We start from the raw sequence: 22,444 nt of genomic DNA on the forward strand, positions 1-22,444 counted from the left end.
CGGAGCTACAGATGTCTGCCCAGTCCCCGAGAGTTGACGATTCTTCAGCGTTCATCGGTTTCAACGACCTGGTGGGGTTGCTGCACGCGGTGTTTGTGAAGCACGGCACGTCGCCGCAAGTGGCGCAGATCCTCGCGCACAATTGCGCCAGCGCCGAGCGCGACGGCGCCCACAGCCATGGCATCTTTCGGATGCCCGGATATATCAGCACGCTGGAGAGCGGCTGGGTCGATGGCAAGGCCACGCCGGTGGTCACGGATGTCGCTTCCGGCTTCGTGCGGGTCGACGCCGCGAATGGCTTCGCCCAACCGGCGTTGGCGGCGGCCCGTGCGTTGCTGGTGGACAAGGCCCGCAGCGCCGGTATTGCGTTGCTGGCGATACACAATTCCCATCACTTCGCCGCGCTGTGGCCGGATGTCGAACCCTTCGCCGAGCAAGGCCTGGTGGCGCTGAGCGTGGTCAACAGCATGACCTGCGTGGTGCCCCATGGCGCCGATCGCCCGCTGTTCGGCACCAACCCGATCGCGTTTGCTGCGCCACGGGCGGACGGCGCGCCGATTGTGTTCGACCTGGCCACCAGCGCCATCGCCCATGGTGACGTGCAGATTGCTGCGCGCAACGGCGAGCGCCTGCCGCCGGGCATGGGCGTCGACAGCCTGGGCCAGCCGACCCAGGACCCCAAGGCCATCCTCGAAGGCGGTGCGTTGTTGCCGTTCGGCGGGCACAAGGGCTCGGCGCTGTCGATGATGGTCGAGTTGCTGGCCGCGGCCCTGACCGGCGGCAACTTCTCGTTTGAGTTCAACTGGGCCGATCACCCTGGCGCCCGCACGCCGTGGACCGGCCAGTTGTTGATCCTGATCGACCCGAGCAAAACCGCCGGGCAAAACTTCGCCGAGCGCAGCCAGGAACTGGTGCGGCAGATGCACGCGGTGGGGTTGCGGCGGTTGCCGGGGGATCGACGTCATCGCACGCGGGCGAAGTCGTTGGCGGCAGGCATTGAAGTGGACGCGCAGGCGTTGAATCAACTACGTGAGTGGGCCGTCTGAAAACCCGCGTAGCCGCTACCTCGCCAGGGTTCGGCAGTGGCTACGCAAGGCCTACAGTATTAGTTGCGACGACCGAGCAGCAGGCCGACCACCAGGCCAAAGCCTGCCGAGATCGCCACGGTCTGCCACGGGTGACCGCCGATGTAGGTTTCGGTGGCATCCACCACCGGCTTGCTGCGCTCGCGCACATTGGACACCGAGTCGAGCGCTTGCTTGAGCTTGATAGCGACCTGCTCGCGCAGCGTTTCGCCTTCTTCGCCGACCAGGGAAGCACTGTTTTTGAGCAGTTTGTCCGACTCTTCGATCAGTGCAGTCAGTTCGCTGAACGCTTGATCCTTGATTTGATCTTCGACGACTTGGGCGGCAGATTTACGGGCCATTGTGTGACTCCTTGCAGGTAAATGTGACAGTGAACAATGGAGTGTCGGGCGGCGGCAAAAGTTGCAGTTTTTTGCCGGCCGGCGTGGGTATGCGAAATCCGAATCAGGAAACTTAGACCTACAGTGTAAGATGTCACCTATTTGTGCAGCAGGAAATTCAACATGAGCTTCAATCTCGCCAACAAGACCCTCGCCGAACGCGCCGAGCTGGAAGATGAAAAGTCCCGTCTCTACGACCTGTGGCAAAGCAACCTGGGCAAGGCCAAGGGCGAAGCCGCGCGCCTGTTCGGCGAGCGCGCCAAACGCAAGGGCAAGTGGGCCGAATGGGTTCGCGCGGAACTCGACGGCATGTCGCCGCCGGAGTTCTCCAACATGGTGCGCAGCGAAGTCAACAAGCTGATGGCGGCGGCGAAGTAAAGCTGGCGACAATCGCCTCGCGCACTTTCAGCAACATCGGATCAAGCTGAGCCTGGGTGCGCCAGCCCAGTTCCACCGGGTAGCGCGGCAGCGCCAGCGGGCACGGCAGAACCTGCAAGCCGGTCATGCCGGCGATGGCTTCGGCGGCGTGCCCGGGAATGGTCGCCACCGCCTGGCTGCCCTTGAGCAGAAACGGCAACGCGGCGAAGTGGCTGGTGGAGGCACATACCTGGCGGCTCAGCCCTTGTGCCGCCAGCCCTTCATCGGTGATCCCGATAAAACCGCCGGATGACACCAGCACATGCTCGCGGCTAACGAACGCGTGCAGGTCGATGCATTGCTGGCCTGGCGCCAGGCTGTGCGGGTCGACCAGGCAGCGGTAATCACCTTCTCCCAGCACCTGCCGGCTTAGGCGGCGTTCGGCAAAGCCGCCGGCGGTAATCGCCAGGTCGAGGCTGCGGTCGAGCAGGGCGGCGGCGACGATCTGGCTGTGTGTCTGACGGAAAATCACACGCAATTTCGGCAACCGCTGGGCAATTTCCGCCATCAGGCGGCGGCCGTAGGCAATCTCGAAGTCGTCGGATAAACCCAGCACCACGGAGCGTCCCTGATACTGCTGGGTGTCCGGGTGGGTCATTGCCAGGCTCTGTCGGCAGCGGTCCAACGCCTCACTGATCACCGGCTTCAACTGGTTGGCCCGCAAGGTCGGCGCCAGGCCACGGCCGGTTCGCACGAACAGTTGGTCGCCATACACCTCGCGCAAACGCCGCAGGCCCGCGCTGATCGCCGATTGGGTGACGCCCAGGCGCAACGCTGCGCGGCTGGCGCTGGATTCGTCGTGCAGGGCTTCGAAGGTTTTCAGCAGGTTGAGGTCGACTTGGGTGATATTTATCTGGCTCATATCATTCAGCACTGAGGTGGGCTTTATTCATGATCCGGGCTGGCTGGAGAATGGGCAACCCCTCATTGTTCGGAGTGATCCTGATGCCTGTTTCTATTGTGGCCGCCTTGCAAATCGGTTCCTTGCCCGGCGGCAAGGCCGACACCCTGGCGCAAATCCTGGCGTATGAAGAGCCGATCCTGCGCAGTGGCGCGCAATTGGTGGTGATGCCCGAGGCGCTGCTGGGCGGTTATCCCAAAGGCGAAGGCTTCGGCACGCAACTCGGTTATCGCCTGCCCGAAGGTCGCGAAGCCTTTGCGCGATATTTTGCCAACGCCATCGACGTGCCCGGCGCCGAAACCGAAGCGTTGGCCGGTTTGTCGGCGCGAACCGGTGCCAGCCTGGTCCTGGGCGTGATCGAGCGCAGCGCCAGCACCTTGTATTGCACCATGCTGTATTTCGAGCCGGCGCACGGCCTGGTGGCCAAGCACCGCAAGCTGATGCCCACCGGCACCGAGCGGCTGATCTGGGGCAAGGGCGATGGTTCCACACTGCCGGTGATCGACGCGGCGGTCGGGCGCATCGGCGGCGCGGTGTGCTGGGAAAACATGATGCCCCTGCTGCGAACGGCGATGTACGCCAAGGGCGTGCAGGTGTGGTGTGCGCCCACGGTGGATGAGCGCGAGATGTGGCAGGTGAGCATGCGCCACATTGCCCACGAGAGCCGCTGTTTTGTGGTCAGTGCGTGCCAGGTGCAGGCATCGCCCGCGGCGCTGGGCGTTGAGGTGGCCAACTGGCCTTCAGATCGTCCGTTGATTGCAGGCGGCAGTGTGATTGTCGGCCCCATGGGCGACATCCTGGCTGGGCCGCTGCTGGGTGAGGCCGGGCTCTTGAGCGCGCAGATCAATACCGACGATCTGGTGCGCGCACGGTATGACTATGACGTGGTGGGGCATTACGCCCGGCCGGATGTTTTCGAGCTGGTGGTCGATGAGCGGGCCAAGCCGGGCGTGCGCTACATCACGGACTGAGTGCGGTAAAACAGGTGGGAGTCAGCCCACTCCCACCGGTTGATGTCTATCGCTTGAAAGAGCGGCGATTCAGCCACTCTTCACGGGTCATTTCCCAGATGTCCCGTGGAAAAATGCCCTCGACAAACTCACCTTCGTCGGCGCGCTTTGCAGGCGGATCGCCCAATGCCATTCCTCGCCCCGGGCCATGGCGGGCAACGCGATGTGTTCCAGGTAGTGACGCGCGCCGTCAGCCGGGTAGGGCCACGGCACCAGGGCATTGAGATAACGCACCACTTCCCAATGGGGGAACTGTTGCTGGATGCCCTCGGCATCGTCGAGCGTCAGCGGGCGCAGAATCAGGCGTTGGGTGACCAAGGTCGGTTGCATGGGGGGTTACCAAGTGGCGGTATTCGGCAGGTCCAGTGTTCCACGATCGACAAACCGCATGGTGCCGAACAGCCCGCCGGCCAATTTGCCGCGCAATACGTAGGGCAGGTTGTTCAAACTCTGGGTCTGGCTCAGGCCGAGGGTTTGCCGCAACACGGAAAACGCTGAAACGCTGACCGGCACCATCAGAACCGTCTCGGAAAAGCGTGGGATGCTTCCGCGCTGATCACTCACCCCCGACGCCAGCGGCCGGCCATTGACCTCCAGGTCCAGGGCCACGCCGTTGTAGTCGATCGCCGTTTCATTGGGGTTCTGCACCCGCAGCTTCACGGCGAAGCGCACTTCCAGGTCCTGGCTTTGCAGCGGCTCGATGCCCACCACGTTGATAGTGACCGGGTCGCGATTGGGGAACAGGGCGCAAGCGCTCAAGGTCAGCAGCAGTATCGATAGAACCATGAGCTTGCGCATACGAAGGTGCTCCTAGTGCGTGACGTCCGGGTCTTGCATCACTTTGAGGGTTGAGGACTCCGGATCAAATTCATCTTCTTCCAGCTCTAAGAACTCTTCCGGCAGGAAAATGTTCAGCAGGATTGCACAGAACGCGCCTACGGTGATCGGCGATTCGAAGATGTTGTGCAGCGCCTTGGGCAGGTCGCGCAACACTTCCGGCACGGCGGCGACACCCAGGCCCATGCCCAGGGAGATCGCCACGATCAGCATATTGCGGCGGTGCAGACCGGCTTCGGCGAGGATCTTGATCCCCGCCACGGCGACGGTGCCGAACATGATCAGCGTCGCGCCCCCCAATACCGGCTTGGGCATCAGTTGCAGCACCGCGCCGATCATCGGGAACAGCCCCAGCAGCACCAGCAGCCCGGCAATGAAGTACGCCACATAACGGCTGGCTACGCCGGTGAGTTGGATCACGCCGTTGTTCTGGGCGAACGTCACCATCGGCAGGCTGTTGAAGGTCGCGGCCATCGCCGAGTTGAGGCCGTCCGCCAGCAGGCCGGACTTGATGCGCTTGATGTACAGCGGGCCCTTGACCGGCTGTTGGGAAATCATCGAGTTGGCCGTCAGATCACCGGCGGCCTCCAGGGGCGAAATCAGGAAGATCACCGCCACCGGGATAAACGCCACCCAGTCGAACGAGAAGCCGTACTTGAACGGCACCGGCACGCTGATCAACGGCACCTGGGGCAAGGCCGCCATATCCACACGGCCCAGCCACCAGGCCACGATGAAGCCCAGGGTCAGGCCGATCACGATCGAACCCAGGCGCAGGAACGGGTTGTTGAAGCGGTTGAGTACCACGATGGTGAGCAGCACCAGCGCGGCCAGCCCCATATTGCTCGCGGCGCCGAGGTTGTCGGCGCCGAAGCCACCGGCCATGTCGGTGACCGCCACCTTGATCAGCGACAGGCCCATCAGGGTAATGATGGTGCCGGTCACCACCGGGGTGATCAGCTTGCGCAACTTGCCGATGAACTGGCTGAGCACGACTTCGATAAACGCCGCGAAAAAACAGATGCCGAAGATCGTCGAGAGAATCTCATCGGTGCCGCCACCCCGGGCCTTGACCATGAACCCGGCACTGAGAATCACGCTGATAAACGAAAAACTGGTGCCCTGCAGGCACAACAACCCCGAACCGATCGGGCCGAACGTGCGCGCCTGCACAAAAGTGCCGAGCCCCGACACGAACAAGGCCATGCTCACCAGGTACGGCACCTCGCTTTCCAGGCCCAGCACGCCGCCGACGATCAGCGTAGGGGTGATGATGCCGACAAAGCTCGCCAACACATGCTGCAAGGCGGCAAACATTGCGGCAGAGAAGTGCGGACGGTCTTCCAGGCCATAGATCAGGTCGGATTTATAGCGCGGGCGCGGGGCTTGAGCGTCAGACAAAATGCGGGCTCTGGACAGAAAATGGAGGCGCAGGATGCCAGAAACCGGAGATCGTCAGAAGTGTAAAAAAATATTTATGGAGGCCCTGCGAAAACCGCTGGGCCTGCCGATATCTTTTATAGGCCCACCCAACAATGACAACAAGTGGTGACCAAGGTCAGAGCAGCGTGTTGACGCCAGCTGATCATTCCGCTGCAGGGATGCGCGCAGACACTCCTTCTTGAGAATACCTCTATGTCTCTTCGTCATCTGAATATTGCCCCTCGAGCGTCTCTCGGTTTCGCATTCATTGCGTTGTTGGTGGTTGTATTGGGAGTGTTTGCAGTCAACCGCATGACGCTGATCCGTCAGGCGTCGGTGGATATGAGCAGCAACCAACTGCCCAGCGTGGCCTACTTGGGCAGCCTCACGGAAAATGTGTTGCGCATGCGTATCTTGTCGTTCCGCGTATTGGTCAACCGTGAACCGGCCGCGTTGCAAGAGGCGCAAACGCGCATCGCCGCGCTGATTGACAAGGTCAGAGCCGCCCAGGCCGGTTACTCAGCGTTACCTTCCGTGCCAGAGGAAGCGGCCCTGTACAAGACGTTTGTCGGCACCTTGGACAACTACCTGACGGCCCAGGCCGAGATGCTGGCCCTGTCCCAGCAAAACAAGGTCGATGAGATGCGCGCCTTGATCAATACCCGGATCAAGAACGGCACCGATCAGATGGGCGAGCAGTTGAACAAGCTGATCGCCCTCAACTCCGCTGGCGCCAAGCAGGCCAACGAGCAGGCCGGACGCAGCTATGACAGCGCGATCAGCGGGATCGTGGTGGTGGCCGTGGCCGCCGCCTTGCTCACGGTACTGTTGGCCTGGTTGCTGACCCGCAGCATCGTCACGCCGCTGCGCAAAGCCGTGGAAGTGGCGCAAACCATTGCCGGCGGCGACTTGAGCAAAGTCATTGAAGACGATGGCAAGGATGAACCGGCGCGTTTGATCAGTGCGTTGTCGGCCATGCAAACCAACTTGCGCCAGACCATCCAGCACATCGCCGGTTCGGCCACGCAATTGGCCTCGGCGGCGGAAGAGTTGAGCGCCGTGACCGAAGAAGCCTCCAAAGGCTTGCAGCAACAAAACAACGAAATCGACCAGGCCGCCACGGCCGTCAATGAGATGACCGCTGCCGTGGAAGAGGTGGCGCGGAACGCCGTGTCCACCTCCGAAGCCTCCACGCAGTCCAACCAGGCGGCACGGGAAGGCCGCGACCGGGTGGTTGAGACCGTCGGCGCGATCCAGACCATGACCCAGGATGTGCAAAACACCTCGTTGCTGATCGAAGGTCTGGCCACTCAGGGGCGCGACATCGGCAAGGTCCTCGACGTGATCCGGGCGATTGCCGAGCAGACCAACCTGCTGGCGCTCAACGCGGCGATCGAAGCCGCCCGCGCCGGTGAAGCCGGGCGCGGCTTCGCGGTGGTGGCCGACGAGGTGCGGGCCCTGGCCCATCGCACCGCGCAGTCGACCCAGGAAATCGAGAAAATGGTCGCCGGTATCCAGAACGGCACCGGTGAAGCGGTGCAATCCATGCAACAGAGCAACCAGCGCACCCATAACACCCTGGAAATGGCCCGCGCGGCCGGCGTGGCACTGGAGCAGATCACCCAGTCGATCAGCCTGATCAACGAGCGCAACCTGGTGATCGCCAGCGCCTCGGAAGAACAGGCCCAGGTGTCCCGTGAAGTAGACCGCAACCTGGTCAACATCCGGGACCTGGCGACCCAGTCGGCGGCGGGCGCCAACCAGACCAGCGCGGCCAGCCATGAGCTGTCGCGCCTGGCGGTGGATTTGAATGCGATGGTGGCCAGGTTCGTTATCTGAGCCACTTTGCAGTGCAATCCCAATGTGGGAGGGAGCTTGCTCCCGATAGCAATGGGTCAGTCAACTCATCTACTGACTGATCCAGCGCCATCGGGAGCAAGCTCCCTCCCACATTTGCTCTATGTTGTGTCAGAAGCTATTGCATCCAGGCGCTTGGATTCACCAGGTTTTTCGGCTTCTGACCGGCGAGCGCCGCGAGCAGATTATCCACCGCGCACTCGGCCATCGCTTCCCGCGTCTCATGGGTCGCCGAGCCGATATGCGGCGTGGCCACCACATTGTTCAAGCGCAGCAACGGCGAGTCGTGGGGCAGCGGCTCGCGCTCGAACACATCCAGCCCCGCCGCGCGAATCGTGCGCTGCTGCAAGGCCTCGACCAGCGCGGCTTCATCCACCACCTTGCCGCGGGAGATATTGATAAAGATCGTCTCCGGGCCCATCAGGGCGAATTCTTGCGCGCCGATCAACCGCTCGGTTTCGGCGGTGAGCGGCAGTGTCAGGCAGACGAAGTCCGCTTGTTGCAGCAAGTCGTTCAGGCGACGGTACTGCGCGCCGAACCGTTCTTCCACCAGTGGCTTGGGCGAGTGACTGTGGTAGAGCACCGGCATGCCGAAGCCGAAATGCCCGCGCTGGGCCAGCGCTTCACCAATGCGGCCCATGCCGATGATGCCCAGGGTCTTGCCATGCACGTCGCTGCCGAAATGCGCCGGGCCGATGTTCTTGTGCCACTGGCCGGCACGCACCATATCGGCCAGTTCGACCACCCGGCGTGCGGTGGCGAGGATCAGCGCGAAGCCGGTGTCGGCGGTGGTTTCGGTCAGCACATCGGGCGTGTTGCTGAGCAGGATGCCGCGCCGGGTCAGGTACTCGATGTCGTAGTTGTCGACGCCGACGGACACGCTGGCCACCGCCTCCAGTTGCGGTGCCAGGTCCAGCAACGCGGCGTCCAGGCGCAGGCTCGCGCCCAGCAACCCATGGGCGCCGGGGAGGGCGTCGCGCAGTTTGGCCAGGCCGGGCGGGTCGAGCGCGTCGATCAGCGTGACCTCGGCGTGCTCATGCAGCCGGGCCATCAGCGGCGCGGAGAGTTTTTTGTACAGAACGACAGACTTTTTCATCAGGTCTTCACCTTTAATTCGAGGGACTGCAACGGCGCGCGCTCGCGGTCGCTGGCGCCGGGCTTGAGGAACATCGTCAGCACCACCGAGACCATCAACGCGCCGCTCATCAGCAGGTAAGAGGCGCCGGGGGAACCGGTGCTGCTATTGAGGTAACCCACCAGGTACGAACCGCCGAACGAACCGAGCGCGCCCATGCTGTTGATCAACGCCATGGCGCCGCCGGCGACGTTGGCCGGCAGGATCTCCGGGACAATCGCGAAAAACGGTCCATAGGGCGCATACATGCACGCGCCGGCAATCACCAGCAGGGTGTAGGACCACCAGAAATGTTCGGCGCCGAGCACGTAGGACGCATAGAAAGCGATAGAGGCGATCAACAACGGCGGCCACACAAACCGCTTACGTTTTTGCAGCTTATCCGAACCCCACGACACCACCAGCATGCCGATCACCGCAGCGAGGTACGGCAGCGCCGACAACCAGCCGGCCTCGACCATGTCCATCTGCAAGCCGGCCTTGAGGATCGACGGCAGCCACAGCACAAAGCCGTACACGCCGATGCTCCAGCAGAAGAACTGCAGCGCAAGGATGATCACCTTGGGCGAGCGAAACGCTTCGGCGTAGTTCTTCACCGCTTTGATCCCCACCTGTTCGGCGGCGAGGGCGGTTTCCAGCTGGTGCTTTTCGCTGTCGCTCAACCACTGGGCATCCTTGGGCCGCTCATCGGCCAGGCGCCACCAGATAAACGCCCACAGCACCGCCGGCAGGCCTTCGACGATGAACATCCAACGCCAGCTGAAATGCTGCACCAGGTAGCCGGACACCACCGACATCCACAGCATGGTCACCGGGTTGCCGAGGATCAGGAACGTATTGGCCCGCGAGCGTTCGGCACGGGTGAACCAGTGGCACAGGTACACCAGCATCGCCGGCATCACCGCCGCTTCGACCACGCCGAGCATGAAGCGAATGGCGACCAGCATGTAGGCGTTGGACACCACGCCGGTCAGGGTGGCCAGGCCGCCCCAGAGGATCAGGCTGACGAAAATCAACTTCTTCACGCTGCGCTTTTGCGCGTAGATCGCGCCCGGCACCTGGAAGAAAAAGTAACCGAGGAAGAACAGTGCGCCGAGCAGGGACGACATGCCGGGTGTGATCATCAGGTCTTCAGCCATGCCGCTGGCGGCGGCGAAACCGTAGTTGGCGCGGTCCAGGTACGCCAGGCTGTAGGTGATAAAGACGATGGGCATGATGTACCACCAACGGCGGGTGGCGAGTTTCAAGGTATCCATGGGGTTGCTCCTGAGCTTGTTGTAGTTGTGGCAACAGGGAGTGGGTCAAGCAACGGATCGGGTCGGCAGCTCCGTGCGTGTGGGTAAGCCTTCCATATCGCCGCGGCTCTGCACGGCACGGCTGCCGATCCAGTTGCCGCGGTGTACCGCCTCGGGGAAGCTGAGGTTTTCCAGCAGGGCGCTGATCATGCCGACGGCAAAGCCATCACCGGCGCCGACGGTGTCGACCACTTTGTCCACGCTCACGGCGGCGACAAAGCCTTGGTCCAGTTGGGTGCGGTAATACGCGCCGTCCGGGCCGAGCTTGATGGCCACGGCTTCGGCGCCCTGGTCCAGGTAAAACGCGGCGATGTCCGCCGGGTCGTCGAAACCGGTAAGCAGGCGACCTTCGCTCAAGCCCGGCAAGACCCAATCGGCCAAGCCTGCGAGGGCGTTGATCTCGCGGATCATCTGCTGCTGGCTGGGCCACAGCGCCGGGCGCAGGTTCGGGTCGAACGACACGCTGCGCCCGCTCTTGCGCATTTGCGTCATCAGCTCGCGGGACAACTCGCCGGTGGCCTTGGACAAGGCCGGCGGGATGCCGGTGGCGTGCAGGTGGCGCGCCTGCAGCAGCGCCGGGCTGATGGCTGCGATGGATAAATGGCTGGCCGCCGAGCCCTTGCGGAAGTACTCGACCTGGGGATCATCGCCGGCTTCTTCGCGGGACTTGAGCTGAAAACCGGTGGGGTGCAGCGGGTCGACCGCCACGTGCCGGCAATCCAGGCCTTGTTGCTTGAGCGTGTCGAGCACAAAGCGGCCCAGGGAGTCGTTGCCCACCCGGCTCAGCCAGGCGACGTTGAAGCCCAGGCGCGACAGGCCGATGGCGACATTGCTGTCGGCCCCGGCGATGCGTTTGTGGAAGTGGCCCACCTGGGCCAGGTCGCCGCTCTGTTCGGCGACAAACATCGCCATGGTTTCGCCGAACGACAGGATATCGATCTCAGACATGGGCGTACTCCGCACGGGGTTGGCCAAGCAGGGCGAGGGTGGCGACCTGCCGGGCGGTGACTTCGACCAGGTCGTCGCCTTGCAGCGGGAATTCCACTGCCCGGGTAATACCTTGAGTCATGTGGCCCAGCAGTTGTTCCCACAGATGCAGGTCGGTGGCGCCGGGCGGCAGTGCCACCAGCTTGCCGTCCGCGCGACGCGCCACGGCCTTGCAGTGCAGGTAGTCGACATGCCGGCCGAGCAGGCGCGCGGCGGTGAGCGCGGACTGGTCCTGCCAGTGCCAGTTACCGATATCGAACGTCATCTTCACCGGCAGGCCAATGCGCTCGACTTCGCTGAAGAAACGTTGCAGCGGTTCGATGCGGCCGCCATGCAGGGTCTGGTCGTTTTCCACCAGCAACTTGACCGGGTGGCGGTTGAGCAGGGCGTGCAGGCTGTGCAGGTCGTTGGTGTCGGTGAAGTAGCCGAGGGAGACTTTCAGCCAGCGCGCACCAAAGGCCTGGGCGCGATCAAGGGTGGCGGCGAGCTCGGCATTCGGCTGGGCGCGGCCGGCGACCCACAGTTCCAGCGGCGAAGAGAACACGCACTCCAGGCCTTGTTCGGCCGCCGCCCGGGCCAGTTGTGCCGGTTGTTCAATGGTCAGCAGCTCTTCGCGCCACTCGATGCGCCGGGCACCGGCCGCCGCCAGCAGGGCGACAAAACTCAATTGGCCCTGCTGGCGGACGAGGTCGGCGCCGTAGCTGGAAAGGCTGATGGAGACGGGGTATTCATGCATGATTGTGTACCTCTGAAACCGGTTTCATTTTTATGCGCAACCTATTGAATTGACGCCCGCGAGGGCTCGACAGCGGCTACGAGGTGGGTTGGGTGGAACCGCGAACGATCAGTTCGGGCAGGAAATCCAGGGTGCGGGCCGGCGCCGTATCGCCGCGCAGGCGCTTGAGCAGGCAGTCGAAGGCACTCGCGCCAATCGCCTGCGTCGGTTGGGCGAGGGCGGTGATGCCGGTGCCCACCAGCGGGTACCAGTCCAGGTCATCCAGGGCGATCAGGCCGACGTCCGCGAACAGGTCGCACTCCAGCGCCTTGAGCGCGCGGGTGCAAGCGAGGGCGGCGATGCCGTTGGCGCAGAACACGGCTTTGGCGCCGGGCTTGGCCAGAAAGGCGCGCAGGCGCTTTTCCAGCGCGCCGTCCAGTTCCAGCACCGTGCCGCTCAACGCCGGGCGGCGGGCAATCTCGGCGGTGAAACTGTCAAGGCGCTCCAGGCGCGAACTGGTGCCATCGGTGGCCTCGCTGACCAGCACTATCTCGCGATAGCCCTGTTGCTCAAGGTGTTCCAGCGCCATGCGTACCGCGGCCGGGTTATCCAAACCCACCAGGTCGCTGCGCAACGGTGCGACCTTGCGATCCACCAGCACCAGGGGCATTTCCCGTTGCAGTTCCAGCAGTTGTTCGAGGTGGTGGCCGAGGGTGTTCACGATCAGCCCTTCGATGTTGTACGAGCGTAGCGCCGCCAGGTGCTGGCGTTCCTGCTCGTCATCGCGGTCGGTGTTGCACACCACCAGGCTGTAGCCGTGCTGGCGGCAGGCGGTTTCGACACCGTGCATCACGGCAATGGAATAGGGGTTGCGGATATCGGCCACCAGCATACCGATCAGGCGCGTGCGCCCGCGTTTCAAGCCACGGGCCATCTGGTTGGGGCGATAGCCGAGTTCGGCGATGGCGTGCTCGATGCGCAGGGCGATGGCATCGGAGAGCAGGGCGCGGTCGTCGCCGATGAAGCGCGACACGCTGGCTTTGGACACGCCGGCGCGCTGGGCGACGTCGAGCATGGTCACGCGGCTGCGCTGGGCGGCGGAAAATGAGGTCACGGTAGAACCTTTCTTATTGGAATTGAGGCAACAGTACCTCTTGCACTGAAACCGGTTTCAGAAAACACCAGCCGATCGGTTTCGTCAAGATTATTTTGGCCAGGCCGAGCCGCCGTTAGAAGCCTCCAAACCGACGAATGGCGTCTCTACCTGTTAGTTCTGACAGTATCGGCCGTGGACGGAGCGTTGTTCAATAACCCCGACAGTGCCCCATCAAGCACGGCGAGCGGCCAGTGCGATTGCACGTGGAATCTATCTGAGTGGCGGGAGGTTTCTATGGGTACCAGCAGTCAACCAAACACGAACGGGCGTTCGGGCTCGGGGGGCATTCTGGTGCTTGATGCGCCAACAGTGCGCGACGTATTACCGGATGGTTTGCTCCCGGCTCAATTCAATTTTTCCGATCTACGGCTTTTGATTGAAACGCCTTGGGCGGTTTTACCCGATACCGATAGATCCCAGTATGTGATTTTCGAGTGGCATGTCCGGGGTGCCAGGCCCGTTGATACACCTCCCCATGAATTGCGCGGGCCGCTGACAGATGCTGATTTCCCTTTAGCGCTGACGATTCCCCAGGCTTTCCTCTTGAGCAGCGCTATCGTGGATCTCAGGTTTCGAATTCATCACACCACACCGGATAGCCCGAGCTTCGACAACTCGGAGTTCGTGACGATCAGAATCGACCGAGATGCCCCGGGTGGTGGCGCGCTGCTGCCACCGGCTATTTTCCCGATCGATCCGATCACCGAGGCTTACCTCATCGCCAATCCCTTGGTGCCGATGGAAATCCCGCAGGGCTATCTGGGGCGTGAGGTGGGTGATGAAGTGTTGTTGTATTTTTCTGATATGAACGCACTACCAACGGGCATGCCCACCCTGATTTCATTGCCGCTGGCCAACGATAGCGGCCCGATCATCGTTGACGTGCCCAGCGAGGTGTTCCGCAGGTATCCAGGGGCGCTGTGGCTTTTTTGCTTTTATCGTTTGAAGGACCGTGCCGGTAATGTGAACCCGTTGTTTTCACAGGTGGCCCAGGTCGGGCTTCGCACTGACCTTCCCCCCGTCACTTATCCTCGGCCTCGCTTTCCCCAGTCGGAATCTCATCCCAACCGCTACATGACGTGCAGTACCCAGCCGCCGATATGGTTCGGGGTCGAGGTTCTCATTGATCCAGATGCGAACATTCTTCATGGCGATTTGATCACGCTGAGGTTCCAGGGTTACGACAGGTACCCGGATCTCGATCCAAATCCCGACATCGTGGAGACCCTCGACCACTATTGGGACGAGGCGGAGGATGCCGCGGGCTATGTCTTCTGGATTCGGGATGTCGAGCGCCTGATCCGGCCATTGAAAAAAAATGCCGGTGGCGAGGCAAGCTACATGGTGTCCAGAGGAGGCGCCATCGTGGGCCGCTCAGCTTCCAGGGTCGTGCAGTTCGATCGTGTGGTGCCTGTTTCGCCACCACCGCCCAGCCCTGTTTATTGCTGGATTGACGGCAACGGCCCAGAGCCTTAGGCCCGATTATCTCGCACCCTCGGCGCCGGCCTGAACCGAAAGGTCCGGTGACGTCCTGACGGCAGTTTTTGAAGTGAACGTAGTTGGTCGAAAGTCATTCGGCTGGCGAGAGTGTGTCCCGGTTTCAGTCTCCTGGCAGTAACTCAAACGACTGAACGAGCGATTAGGGCCCGACCCTGTGCGCGGTGCCTATTTAAAACAGCAAGGAGAGACTGAAATGAGTGGAAAAAAAAGTTCGCCTACTGCATCTGCACCTTTGGTTCTCAATGCACCCACGATTAGCGAGGCGCTGGATGATGCGACCGGCCTTATTCCAGTGAGCGTCGCATCTGTGGGCATTACCCTCCAATTGAACACAGGGAACGTTACGAGGGGCAACGATTGGATGAGCGTCGAAATTCGCGACATCACGGTGACTCCGCCTACTTGGACTACCTTCGTGGCACCTTATCAAATCAACCTGCCCACGCCGGTTCCTCCGACCATCAGCAGGTTTGTGCCTGCGCCAGTACCTGAGTTTCGACATGGTTTTTATGAACTCAGAAATATTCAGTACCGTAATAACGGTGGCGTGCCGGGCCCTTCCCTCGATACCTCCAACCCAGGCGCGTTCCGGGTCGATACCATTGCGCCTTATGCCATAGAGACGTCACGTGAACAGCCGACTGTTCCAGTCTTCAACAATGTGCCGCCCGGTACAGTGATCAACGATGCGTTCCTGATAGCTGAAGGCGGCCTGGAGATTGGCATCCCCGCGAACACCTATGGCCCACAACCTGGGCGATATGAAGCGGGAGATAGGATTAACGTGTACTTCAGTCCGGTAATGGACCCGCGACCCGAGTATTTGGTGAGTGGTGACGGCATACCGATGCTGCCTATAGGCGGCACATTCTTCCTACCCAGGGCGCAGATTATTCTGAGTGGGCTGTACTATATTTTCTACACCATCACGGATCGGGCGGGTAACACCAGTCGCCCTTCGTTCAATGATTTTCGCACCGTCGCGTTGCTGGACGATCCCGTGCCGTTGCCGCTCTTCCTGCCATTGGCGCCGGCCCCGCGGGACGGCAGCACCGATGATCTGCTCGATATTCCGGATTTTGTACAAGGTATTGAAACGCACATTGAAGAGTATCTTGATCACGCTATAGGACTGGACAAGTTCGAGGTGCAATGGCAAGCACAGCCTTTTGGCCCGCAAACCACCGAGCTCAGGGCTTTTCCGGTGGTTTTCAATAATATGAATGCGGCGATCAAGGCTGCCTATACCCAGGCGCTTGGCCCACAGACGGTGAGTGTGCGCTACCGTATCGACCGAAATGGCGTGTTTTTCGAATCTCCCGATAAGACCGTGCGACTTGACTTGTCGGTGGAAGGACCGGTTTTACCAGGCACCCTGGAACCCGGCGATGTGAACCCCGCGCTGAACCTGGCGCAAGTGTATGGTGCGGTTTCAGATGAACTGAATACCCTGCGCATTGGCGATGCGGATCAACCCGTCAGGATTGTGATTCCACTCTGGGACATTGCTGCGTTGCCCCATGCCGAAAATAGGTTTTTCTTGTTCTGGGGACTTTCAAAAGAGCGGGTAGGGCCCTTTCCCCTCAGCACGACAACGCCCGGCGCCGACGCGACGTTCAACATCCCCTGGGAGGTAGTCGCCCGGCATGGCAATGGCATGCAGCCTGTCAGTTACGTTGTCACCGGCCCTGGCACCACTAACGAAAACCCGTCGGGCGTTACCCAGGTCAACGTGATCGATGCGGTGACCGTGGTACTGCCGGCTGCCGAATTCTTGCATCTTGATGCCAACGACGAGTGGAGCTGCCAATCCCTGCAAACTCGTGGGCCCGGTTCTCCGCCGACTTATTATGCCGAGGTGTTCATTCCAGCCGACCCGAGATTGGTGGCGGGTAACAGCGTGACGGTAACCGTTACTATCTCCTGCGAGGCCTTTGGTTTTCCACCGGGTCCATTCACGCAAGACTTTACCTATCCTTCGTTGCGCCCAGAGGATGTGACTAATGGCTTTAATGTCGAGATCCCTTATCGTCCATTCTTGACACAGTCTGTTCTTGGGCCTTGTGAAGTCACCTACAGCACGATTGTAAATACAGGGGCAACCGGTCACAGCGAGTTGGCCGAGGTGTACACAGTATTTTCCAACCCGGACACATACTGTGATGGGATGCAAATCGTCAGACCTTGACGCCGCTCCAAGTAGGGTCTCCCAAAGGGAAGCATGGCTTCCCTTTGGGCGCATTAGGCATTGCGAATTGTCCTCTCCAGGCGAGCATTCTTGTGCGCCTTATCCAGCACTTCTAGCCCTTGTGAGCATCACAGCTCGTTCAGATTAATCCTACAGTCATAGTTATGTTCGCTGCGTAATCTCTGCGCCGTACAGGTAAGGCTCCATTCCGAGGGAACGAGCCAAACCGTTTCAAAGGCTCTACCTCAGAGAGAGAACCCTATGTCTGTGTTAACTAACTTCGAGCTCAAACCACTGAGCAAGATGATGAAAGTTCCAACTATTACTTTTCTTATGTTTACGGCTGTTCAAACTACCGCACAAGCGGGCCAACTGATTGGCGAGTCAAAAACCATTCAGGCCAATGAACTGCAAAATGACTGGCAACTGGATCTGAAGTCCGAGTTGACCGTCAACGGCGCCCGCACACACCATATTCTGGTCAACGATTCGGCACTGATTGTAAACGCTGGCAGCCGGATCGATGACATCCGTGCCACCCAGGGTTCTTCCGTGAGCCTGAACGGTGCCACCGTCGATTCAAACCATACGGTGTTCGGTGCGGTGCGACTGGATGATAGCGATGCGCTCATTCGCGACAGCAGCATCACCAGCCATACCACGGTAGGCCTGCAAGCCTTCCAGAGCCACGACTCCGACAAGGGGGGCGTTGCCACGGTGTTTAACAGCACCATCAGCGGCCTCCTCGGCGGGGCAATCACAACTGGCAACAGCGAGCTGCACTTCAGTCAAAATACCTTGGTCGAAGGCACCGGCGCCGACAGTTTTGGCGTGTTTGTCGACGGCGCAACGGTCACTGCCAGCCAAAGCAGCATCGTGGGTGGTAAGAACGGTGTGTTGTTCACCGATGACTATGATAACGGTAGCGTTGGCAAACTGATCCTGGACAACTCCAGCGTTGAAGGTCGCAGCGGTTCCGCCCTCGTGGTCAATGGCGAGTACGGTTCGACCCCGGAAGTTGAAATTGATGTGCGCAATGGCTCCACGTTGACTGGCGGCAACGGCACGTTGCTGGAAGTCAACGGCAATGCCATGGCCACTATGAATGTCGACAACAGCCGATTGAACGGGAATGTCATCGTAGAAACGGGCAGTACGGCGCATTTGAACCTGCAGAACAACGCCGGCCTGACCGGTCAATTGCAGAATGTCACCAGCCTGAACGTCGGCGACCGGTCTTTCTGGGAGTTGACAGGCCACAGTCAAGTCGGCGCCTTGAGCCTGGCGGGCGGCACGGTTAAGTTCGGCCATACCGACGCGTTCTATCAGTTGGACCTGGACAGCCTCGACGGTAACGGCACCTTTGTCATGGGCACCGATTTCGCGCGTGGTATCACGGACTTCCTGAACATCGAGGGCGAAGCTAAAGGCAACCACCATCTGTTGCTCGCGGCGAGCGGCGCAGAGCCAGTCAACCCCGATGGTATTCGTATCGTTCACACGGGCGGCGGTGACGCACACTTCTCGCTGGTGGGCGACATGGTTGACGTTGGCGCTTATTCCTACGCCCTGAAAAAAGAAGGCACCGACTGGTTCCTCGACCCGAACAACCGTGTGATCAGCCCAGGCACTCGCTCGGTACTGGCGCTGTTCAACACCGCACCGACCGTGTGGTACGGCGAGGCGACTTCGCTGCGGACTCGCATGGGTGAGTTGCGTTTCGAGCCGGGTCAGGCGGGGCTGTGGGTTCGCGGTTACGGGAATAAGTACGAAGTGTCTGACAGTACTGGTGTTGGCTACAGCCAGAACCAGCAGGGCTTCACCCTGGGTGCCGACACGCCGTTGGCTGACAGCCAGTGGATGGTGGGGGTGATGGCTGGTCATAGCAGCTCGGACTTGAACCTCAAACGCGGTACTTCCGGTAACGTGAAGAGCTACTACCTGGGGGCTTACGCGACTTGGCTGGAAGAGGAAAGCGGGCTGTATTTCGATGCGGTCGCCAAGGTCAACCGGTTCCAGAATGAGTCCAAGGTCGGGCTGAGTGACGGCACCTCGTCCAAGGGCAAGTACAACAACACCGGTGGCGGTTTGTCGGCAGAGTTCGGTCGCAACATCAAGCTGGACGACGGCTTCTTTGTCGAGCCGTATGCCCAGGTCTCCACCGTGGTGATTCAGGGGGCCAATTACAACCTGGACAACGGCTTGCAAGCCAAGGGTGAGCGAACCCGTTCGATCATGGCCAAGGCCGGCGCGACGGTAGGGCGCGACATCCAACTCGACAGTGGCAGCGTGGTGCAGCCTTACCTGCGGGCGGCGATGGTGCATGAGTTTGCCAACAACAATAAGGTCTCGGTGAACAACAATGTGTTCAACAACGACCTGTCCGGTTCTCGTGCTGAATTCGGCGCGGGTGTTGCGGTGAAACTGTCGCAAAACCTGCAGCTGCATGCTGACCTCGAGCACAGCAGCGGCGGCAAGGTCGAACAGCCTTGGGGCGCCAACGTAGGTGTTCGTTACACTTGGTAAATGCGAGACATACAACAACGCCCGTGTCGAAAGATACGGGCGTTTTTTTTGGTATATTCCATCAACTGGTCAGGTCGAAATCGACCTCCAGAATATGCGGGTTTCCGTTCACATCTTCATCGGTAGTTGCACGCAGCGAACCTTTGATTTTAATGACGCCCGCGGCCAGTCCCTCAATGATCAATGTGCCTTCAATGCCACTCACCGTATAATGCGCCGTGGGAGACTTCACCGAATACCAAACTTGGACGCTGGTATTCTGCTGTTCTTCCAGTTTGATTACCTGGCCGACACGAAGAGTATCCGGCACCTGAATAAATAGTTCTTTTACGGTCACTGAGTTATCGGCGTGGCGTCCAGTGATTCTGTAGACCGCCTGTTCGAAGTCATGTGCCAGGGTCTGGGTCTGAAAGACCACGGTTGACAAATCGATGCGCGCATGGAAAGTGCCAGATGCAAGGTATCGTTTGGGACGCAATGCCTTTTGTTGTTCGGGGGTTAAAGTTTGCGCTTGTGCGGTCATGATCGCTTCTCCATCACTGATGATTGTGCGAGTCACAGAGACATCGATGGCTCTGTCTGAGCCATGTAATAGCAGAGTACCTGCGCTGTAAACTGTCAGAAGTAACAGTATACGGCGGGTGCGACTTATGCGTGATCATGAGGCTGATTTGCCGGCGTGCTTGATGTTATTAGGGGGTGCCCTGAAACGGAGATTCTTGTCAGGTATGAGTATCTAAATAGGTCTTTTTTAATTCGGTTTTGTACTAACGTAAGTTGGCATGGGCACCGTCAGACAATTACGCTCAGCCAGGTCGCAGTCAATAGCAATAGCGCCATATATTGGTTGAAGCGTGTCATTGCACGAGGCGACGTGAAAACACGGCTTGTTCCAGCGCCCAGTAACGCCCAGACGCCGAGGCATGGAAGCGATATCAGGAAAAACACCAGGGAAAGACACACCACCTGGCTCTGGCGTTCCGCACCGTTGCCGGCAAACACGCTGACCACCGCCAACGCCATCATCCAGGTCTTGGGGTTGATCAATTGCAGGCTGGCCGCGCCGGTCAAGCCGAGACGCTTAGGTGTTGATTGCGCGTCCAAGGCCTGGGGGCGCGAGTTGAAAATCTGCCAGGCCAGGTAGCTCAACCACGCGACACCGGCCCATTGCATGGCCGTTTGCACCTTGGGCAGTTGCACCAGGGACTGGCCGACGCCCGAGCCGACCAGCAACACAATCCCCGCCGCGCCAGTGCAGGCCCCCAGGATGATCGGCAGGGCCGCTTTGAAGCCATAGCGCGCGCTGTTGCTCAGCACCAGGATGTTGGTGGGGCCGGGAGTAATGGCTGCGACGAAGGCAAACAGCATAAAAGGCAGCAAGCTGGACAACATGGCGGTGGACTCCGGTAAACCCATTGATGGAGTCGATCTTGACCAGCGTTCATATCACCTGTCTGGAAGATTTGAGCAGCGCTTGCGGTAGGCGGCGGGCGTCAGGCCATAAGCGCGCACGAACCAGCGGCCTAGGTGGCTCTGATCGGCAAAACCCAGGGCGGTCGCCACATCGGCCGGTTGTTCACCTTTGGCCAGCAAGTGCCGCGCGCGGGCCAGGCGCAGTTGCACCAGATAAGCATGGGGCGGCAGGCCAAACGCGCTCTTGAACGCACGGGTCAGGCGGAAGCGGTCGACGCCGCAGGCCAGCGCCAGCGCGTCCATGCCTACATCGTGATGCAGGTGGGCATGCAGGTATTCCCGGGCTTTGTGGGCGACCAGCGGCAGGCGTGGGTCGTCACGGTAACGGCTGCGCCAGTGGAGCTGGCCGGTGAGGCGTTCGAGCAACTGGTCCATGGCCCGTTGTCGCACGATGCGCAATTCGCTACTGTGCAGGGTGCGAAAGGCTTGGCTGGTGGCAAGGGCCAGGCGTGGGTCGTTGGTCAAGGTCGCGGCAAAACTCAGCTGGCTGTTGACGGGAGCCTCTTCGAAGACCGCGCTCACTTCCCGCGTCAACCACTGCGGGTCGAGGTAGAGCATGTGGTAGGTAAAACCGTCGGCCGTGGGCGCGTCGCCGTCATGCAACTCGCCGGGTTCCACCAGGAACACCTGGCCGGGCACGCTGTTGTGGCGCGTGCGGCGGCAGTTGAATTGCTGCACGCCTTGTTCGGTCACGCCGATCAGGTAGCTGTCGTGCCAATGGGGATCGTAGGCATGGCCTTCGAAATGCGCGCGCAGGGTCTCGATGCCGGTGTCGGCGTCCTGGGACAGATCGATCCAATTGTGCGCGGCCATCACAACACCGAGGCGGAATAGACGATGCTATCTAGCGCCCATCGAGTCGTGGGCGTCTAGAAGGTTTGTGCGGCGTCAATTGAACAGTCCCGCGGCAATATTGATCGAAAAGCCGAGGATCGCCGTGTTGAACAGAAACCCGATCAGCGATTGTCCCAGTACCACCTTGCGCATGCTGCGGGTGGCAACGCCCACGTCCGACGTTTGCACGGCGACGCCGATGGTGAAGGAAAAGTACAGGAAGTCCCAATAGTTGGGGGTCAACAACCCCTCGGCAAAGCGCAGCGCCGGCTCTTTGCCGGCCCAGGTGTAATAGAGCCGGGCGTAGTGAACGCTGAAGATCACCCCGATCAACAACCATGAGCCGATGACCGTCAGGCCGGTAAAACCGTAGTGCAACAGCCGCTCGGCGGTGCTCAGGTCCTTGCTGCCGACCAGTTCGAAGGTGATGGTGGCCAGGCTGGCGATGGCTGCGATGCACACCGTGAACAGCACCAGGCCGGCGTTTTCATCCTCGATCTCGGCGATGCGTTTGACGTCTTCGGCCTTGGCGCGGATGGTCAGCCACAGCATCAGCACCAGGTAGATCCAGACGCCGGCATTCCAGCCGATCAGGATTTTGCTCACGAGTGTATCGGCGGGTACCAGGATGCCAACGGCAAGGCCCAGGACGGCGGCGCAAGAGAGGCGAGGGTGGGTGCGGGCGAGGAAGGGCATGGGTGCTCACAACAAGGGCGGTTGTGAGCA

General features: G+C 60.7%; 20 protein-coding genes and 1 pseudogene. 7 read left to right on the forward strand and 14 right to left on the reverse strand.

What is annotated here, in order from left to right:
- Positions 1–11: 11 nt before the first annotated feature.
- A complete protein-coding gene (locus PverR02_RS13740; protein WP_057005237.1) occupies positions 12–1,046 on the forward strand; it encodes an Ldh family oxidoreductase in 1,035 nt (344 codons plus the stop codon).
- A 59-nt stretch (positions 1,047–1,105) separates the two neighbouring features.
- On the opposite strand, the gene PverR02_RS13745 is transcribed toward PverR02_RS13740, so the two are convergent.
- A complete protein-coding gene (locus PverR02_RS13745; RefSeq protein WP_017848397.1) occupies positions 1,106–1,426 on the reverse strand; it encodes a DUF883 family protein in 321 nt (106 codons plus the stop codon).
- 162 nt (positions 1,427–1,588) lie between these two features.
- Here PverR02_RS13745 and PverR02_RS13750 point away from each other — a divergent pair, with 162 nt between their 5' ends.
- A complete protein-coding gene (locus tag PverR02_RS13750; protein WP_017848398.1) occupies positions 1,589–1,843 on the forward strand; it encodes a hypothetical protein in 255 nt (84 codons plus the stop codon).
- Here the strand turns inward: PverR02_RS13750 and PverR02_RS13755 are convergent.
- The gene (locus PverR02_RS13755) at positions 1,815–2,744 is read right to left on the reverse strand and encodes a LysR family transcriptional regulator (protein ID WP_079443641.1); all 930 of its coding nucleotides are present in this window, start codon (positions 2,742–2,744) and stop codon (positions 1,815–1,817) included. The genes PverR02_RS13750 and PverR02_RS13755 overlap by 29 nt on opposite strands.
- 83 nt (positions 2,745–2,827) lie before the next feature.
- On the opposite strand from PverR02_RS13755, the gene PverR02_RS13760 reads away from it, so the two are divergent.
- Positions 2,828–3,754, forward strand: a complete 927-nt coding sequence (locus tag PverR02_RS13760) for a carbon-nitrogen hydrolase family protein (protein WP_026140204.1) — start codon at positions 2,828–2,830, stop codon at positions 3,752–3,754.
- 138 nt (positions 3,755–3,892) lie between these two features.
- Here the strand turns inward: PverR02_RS13760 and PverR02_RS13765 are convergent.
- The 3 genes and pseudogenes from PverR02_RS13765 to PverR02_RS13775 form a co-directional block, all read right to left on the reverse strand.
- Positions 3,893–4,123: pseudogene (locus tag PverR02_RS13765) on the reverse strand (GNAT family N-acetyltransferase); the annotation flags it as partial.
- Positions 4,124–4,129: 6 nt separating this feature from the next.
- Complete coding sequence (locus PverR02_RS13770) at positions 4,130–4,591, reverse strand: LEA type 2 family protein (RefSeq protein ID WP_017848402.1); 462 nt, start codon at positions 4,589–4,591, stop codon at positions 4,130–4,132.
- 12 nt (positions 4,592–4,603) lie between these two features.
- On the reverse strand, positions 4,604–6,031 hold the full coding sequence (locus PverR02_RS13775; RefSeq protein WP_046383168.1) for a nucleobase:cation symporter-2 family protein: 1,428 nt from the start codon (positions 6,029–6,031) through the stop codon (positions 4,604–4,606).
- 234 nt (positions 6,032–6,265) lie between these two features.
- Between PverR02_RS13775 and PverR02_RS13780 the strand changes: the two genes are divergently transcribed.
- Entirely contained in the window at positions 6,266–7,891 is a 1,626-nt protein-coding gene (locus tag PverR02_RS13780) for a methyl-accepting chemotaxis protein (protein ID WP_046383169.1), read from the forward strand.
- 136 nt (positions 7,892–8,027) lie between these two features.
- On the opposite strand, the gene PverR02_RS13785 is transcribed toward PverR02_RS13780, so the two are convergent.
- From PverR02_RS13785 to PverR02_RS13805, 5 genes are all read right to left on the reverse strand, one after another.
- Positions 8,028–9,005, reverse strand: a complete 978-nt coding sequence (locus tag PverR02_RS13785) for an NAD(P)-dependent oxidoreductase (protein WP_079443642.1) — start codon at positions 9,003–9,005, stop codon at positions 8,028–8,030.
- Complete coding sequence (locus PverR02_RS13790) at positions 9,005–10,300, reverse strand: MFS transporter (RefSeq protein ID WP_017848406.1); 1,296 nt, start codon at positions 10,298–10,300, stop codon at positions 9,005–9,007. Before PverR02_RS13790 ends, PverR02_RS13785 begins: the two co-directional genes overlap by 1 nt.
- A gap of 45 nt (positions 10,301–10,345) precedes the next feature.
- Positions 10,346–11,287: a sugar kinase gene (locus tag PverR02_RS13795; protein ID WP_079443643.1), complete on the reverse strand. Its 942-nt coding sequence runs from the start codon at positions 11,285–11,287 to the stop codon at positions 10,346–10,348.
- Positions 11,280–12,062 carry a sugar phosphate isomerase/epimerase family protein gene (locus PverR02_RS13800; RefSeq protein WP_079443644.1) on the reverse strand — a complete coding sequence of 261 codons (783 nt, stop codon included), beginning with the start codon at positions 12,060–12,062 and terminating at the stop codon, positions 11,280–11,282. The genes PverR02_RS13795 and PverR02_RS13800 overlap by 8 nt, the downstream gene beginning before the upstream one ends.
- Before the next feature lie 76 nt (positions 12,063–12,138).
- Entirely contained in the window at positions 12,139–13,155 is a 1,017-nt protein-coding gene (locus PverR02_RS13805) for a LacI family DNA-binding transcriptional regulator (RefSeq protein WP_079443645.1), read from the reverse strand.
- Between the two features lie 276 nt (positions 13,156–13,431).
- On the opposite strand from PverR02_RS13805, the gene PverR02_RS13810 reads away from it, so the two are divergent.
- From PverR02_RS13810 to PverR02_RS13820, 3 genes are all read left to right on the forward strand, one after another.
- On the forward strand, positions 13,432–14,673 hold the full coding sequence (locus PverR02_RS13810) for a hypothetical protein (protein ID WP_079443646.1): 1,242 nt from the start codon (positions 13,432–13,434) through the stop codon (positions 14,671–14,673).
- A gap of 217 nt (positions 14,674–14,890) precedes the next feature.
- The gene (locus PverR02_RS13815; RefSeq protein ID WP_079443647.1) at positions 14,891–16,885 is read left to right on the forward strand and encodes a hypothetical protein; all 1,995 of its coding nucleotides are present in this window, start codon (positions 14,891–14,893) and stop codon (positions 16,883–16,885) included.
- A gap of 261 nt (positions 16,886–17,146) precedes the next feature.
- A complete protein-coding gene (locus PverR02_RS13820; RefSeq protein ID WP_079443648.1) occupies positions 17,147–19,411 on the forward strand; it encodes an autotransporter outer membrane beta-barrel domain-containing protein in 2,265 nt (754 codons plus the stop codon).
- Positions 19,412–19,472: 61 nt separating this feature from the next.
- Here PverR02_RS13820 and PverR02_RS13825 read toward each other — a convergent pair whose 3' ends face one another.
- The 4 genes from PverR02_RS13825 to PverR02_RS13840 form a co-directional block, all read right to left on the reverse strand.
- Positions 19,473–19,934 (reverse strand): hypothetical protein, encoded by a 462-nt coding sequence (locus PverR02_RS13825; protein WP_046383177.1) that lies wholly within the window; start codon positions 19,932–19,934, stop codon positions 19,473–19,475.
- A gap of 269 nt (positions 19,935–20,203) precedes the next feature.
- Entirely contained in the window at positions 20,204–20,803 is a 600-nt protein-coding gene (locus tag PverR02_RS13830) for a LysE family translocator (protein ID WP_046383178.1), read from the reverse strand.
- A gap of 54 nt (positions 20,804–20,857) precedes the next feature.
- Positions 20,858–21,697: an AraC family transcriptional regulator gene (locus tag PverR02_RS13835; protein ID WP_079443649.1), complete on the reverse strand. Its 840-nt coding sequence runs from the start codon at positions 21,695–21,697 to the stop codon at positions 20,858–20,860.
- 75 nt (positions 21,698–21,772) lie between these two features.
- Positions 21,773–22,414: a DUF1345 domain-containing protein gene (locus PverR02_RS13840; RefSeq protein ID WP_017848412.1), complete on the reverse strand. Its 642-nt coding sequence runs from the start codon at positions 22,412–22,414 to the stop codon at positions 21,773–21,775.
- Positions 22,415–22,444 lie beyond the last annotated feature (30 nt).

It is taken from the genome of Pseudomonas veronii (genome assembly GCF_002028325.1).
GTDB classification, from domain to species: domain Bacteria; phylum Pseudomonadota; class Gammaproteobacteria; order Pseudomonadales; family Pseudomonadaceae; genus Aquipseudomonas; species Aquipseudomonas veronii.

Bases quoted from the DNA above. Each gene is read 5' to 3' on its own strand.
- PverR02_RS13740 (WP_057005237.1), top strand. From the start codon at position 12: ATGTCTGCCCAGTCCCCGAGAGTTGACGATTCTTCAGCGTTCATCGGT.
- PverR02_RS13745 (WP_017848397.1), bottom strand. From the start codon at position 1,426: ATGGCCCGTAAATCTGCCGCCCAAGTCGTCGAAGATCAAATCAAGGAT.
- PverR02_RS13750 (WP_017848398.1), top strand. From the start codon at position 1,589: ATGAGCTTCAATCTCGCCAACAAGACCCTCGCCGAACGCGCCGAGCTG.
- PverR02_RS13755 (WP_079443641.1), bottom strand. From the start codon at position 2,744: ATGAGCCAGATAAATATCACCCAAGTCGACCTCAACCTGCTGAAAACC.
- PverR02_RS13760 (WP_026140204.1), top strand. From the start codon at position 2,828: ATGCCTGTTTCTATTGTGGCCGCCTTGCAAATCGGTTCCTTGCCCGGC.
- PverR02_RS13770 (WP_017848402.1), bottom strand. From the start codon at position 4,591: ATGCGCAAGCTCATGGTTCTATCGATACTGCTGCTGACCTTGAGCGCT.
- PverR02_RS13780 (WP_046383169.1), top strand. From the start codon at position 6,266: ATGTCTCTTCGTCATCTGAATATTGCCCCTCGAGCGTCTCTCGGTTTC.
- PverR02_RS13785 (WP_079443642.1), bottom strand. From the start codon at position 9,005: ATGAAAAAGTCTGTCGTTCTGTACAAAAAACTCTCCGCGCCGCTGATG.
- PverR02_RS13790 (WP_017848406.1), bottom strand. From the start codon at position 10,300: ATGGATACCTTGAAACTCGCCACCCGCCGTTGGTGGTACATCATGCCC.
- PverR02_RS13795 (WP_079443643.1), bottom strand. From the start codon at position 11,287: ATGTCTGAGATCGATATCCTGTCGTTCGGCGAAACCATGGCGATGTTT.
- PverR02_RS13800 (WP_079443644.1), bottom strand. From the start codon at position 12,062: ATGCATGAATACCCCGTCTCCATCAGCCTTTCCAGCTACGGCGCCGAC.
- PverR02_RS13810 (WP_079443646.1), top strand. From the start codon at position 13,432: ATGGGTACCAGCAGTCAACCAAACACGAACGGGCGTTCGGGCTCGGGG.
- PverR02_RS13815 (WP_079443647.1), top strand. From the start codon at position 14,891: ATGAGTGGAAAAAAAAGTTCGCCTACTGCATCTGCACCTTTGGTTCTC.
- PverR02_RS13820 (WP_079443648.1), top strand. From the start codon at position 17,147: ATGTCTGTGTTAACTAACTTCGAGCTCAAACCACTGAGCAAGATGATG.
- PverR02_RS13825 (WP_046383177.1), bottom strand. From the start codon at position 19,934: ATGACCGCACAAGCGCAAACTTTAACCCCCGAACAACAAAAGGCATTG.
- PverR02_RS13830 (WP_046383178.1), bottom strand. From the start codon at position 20,803: ATGTTGTCCAGCTTGCTGCCTTTTATGCTGTTTGCCTTCGTCGCAGCC.
- PverR02_RS13835 (WP_079443649.1), bottom strand. From the start codon at position 21,697: ATGGCCGCGCACAATTGGATCGATCTGTCCCAGGACGCCGACACCGGC.
- PverR02_RS13840 (WP_017848412.1), bottom strand. From the start codon at position 22,414: ATGCCCTTCCTCGCCCGCACCCACCCTCGCCTCTCTTGCGCCGCCGTC.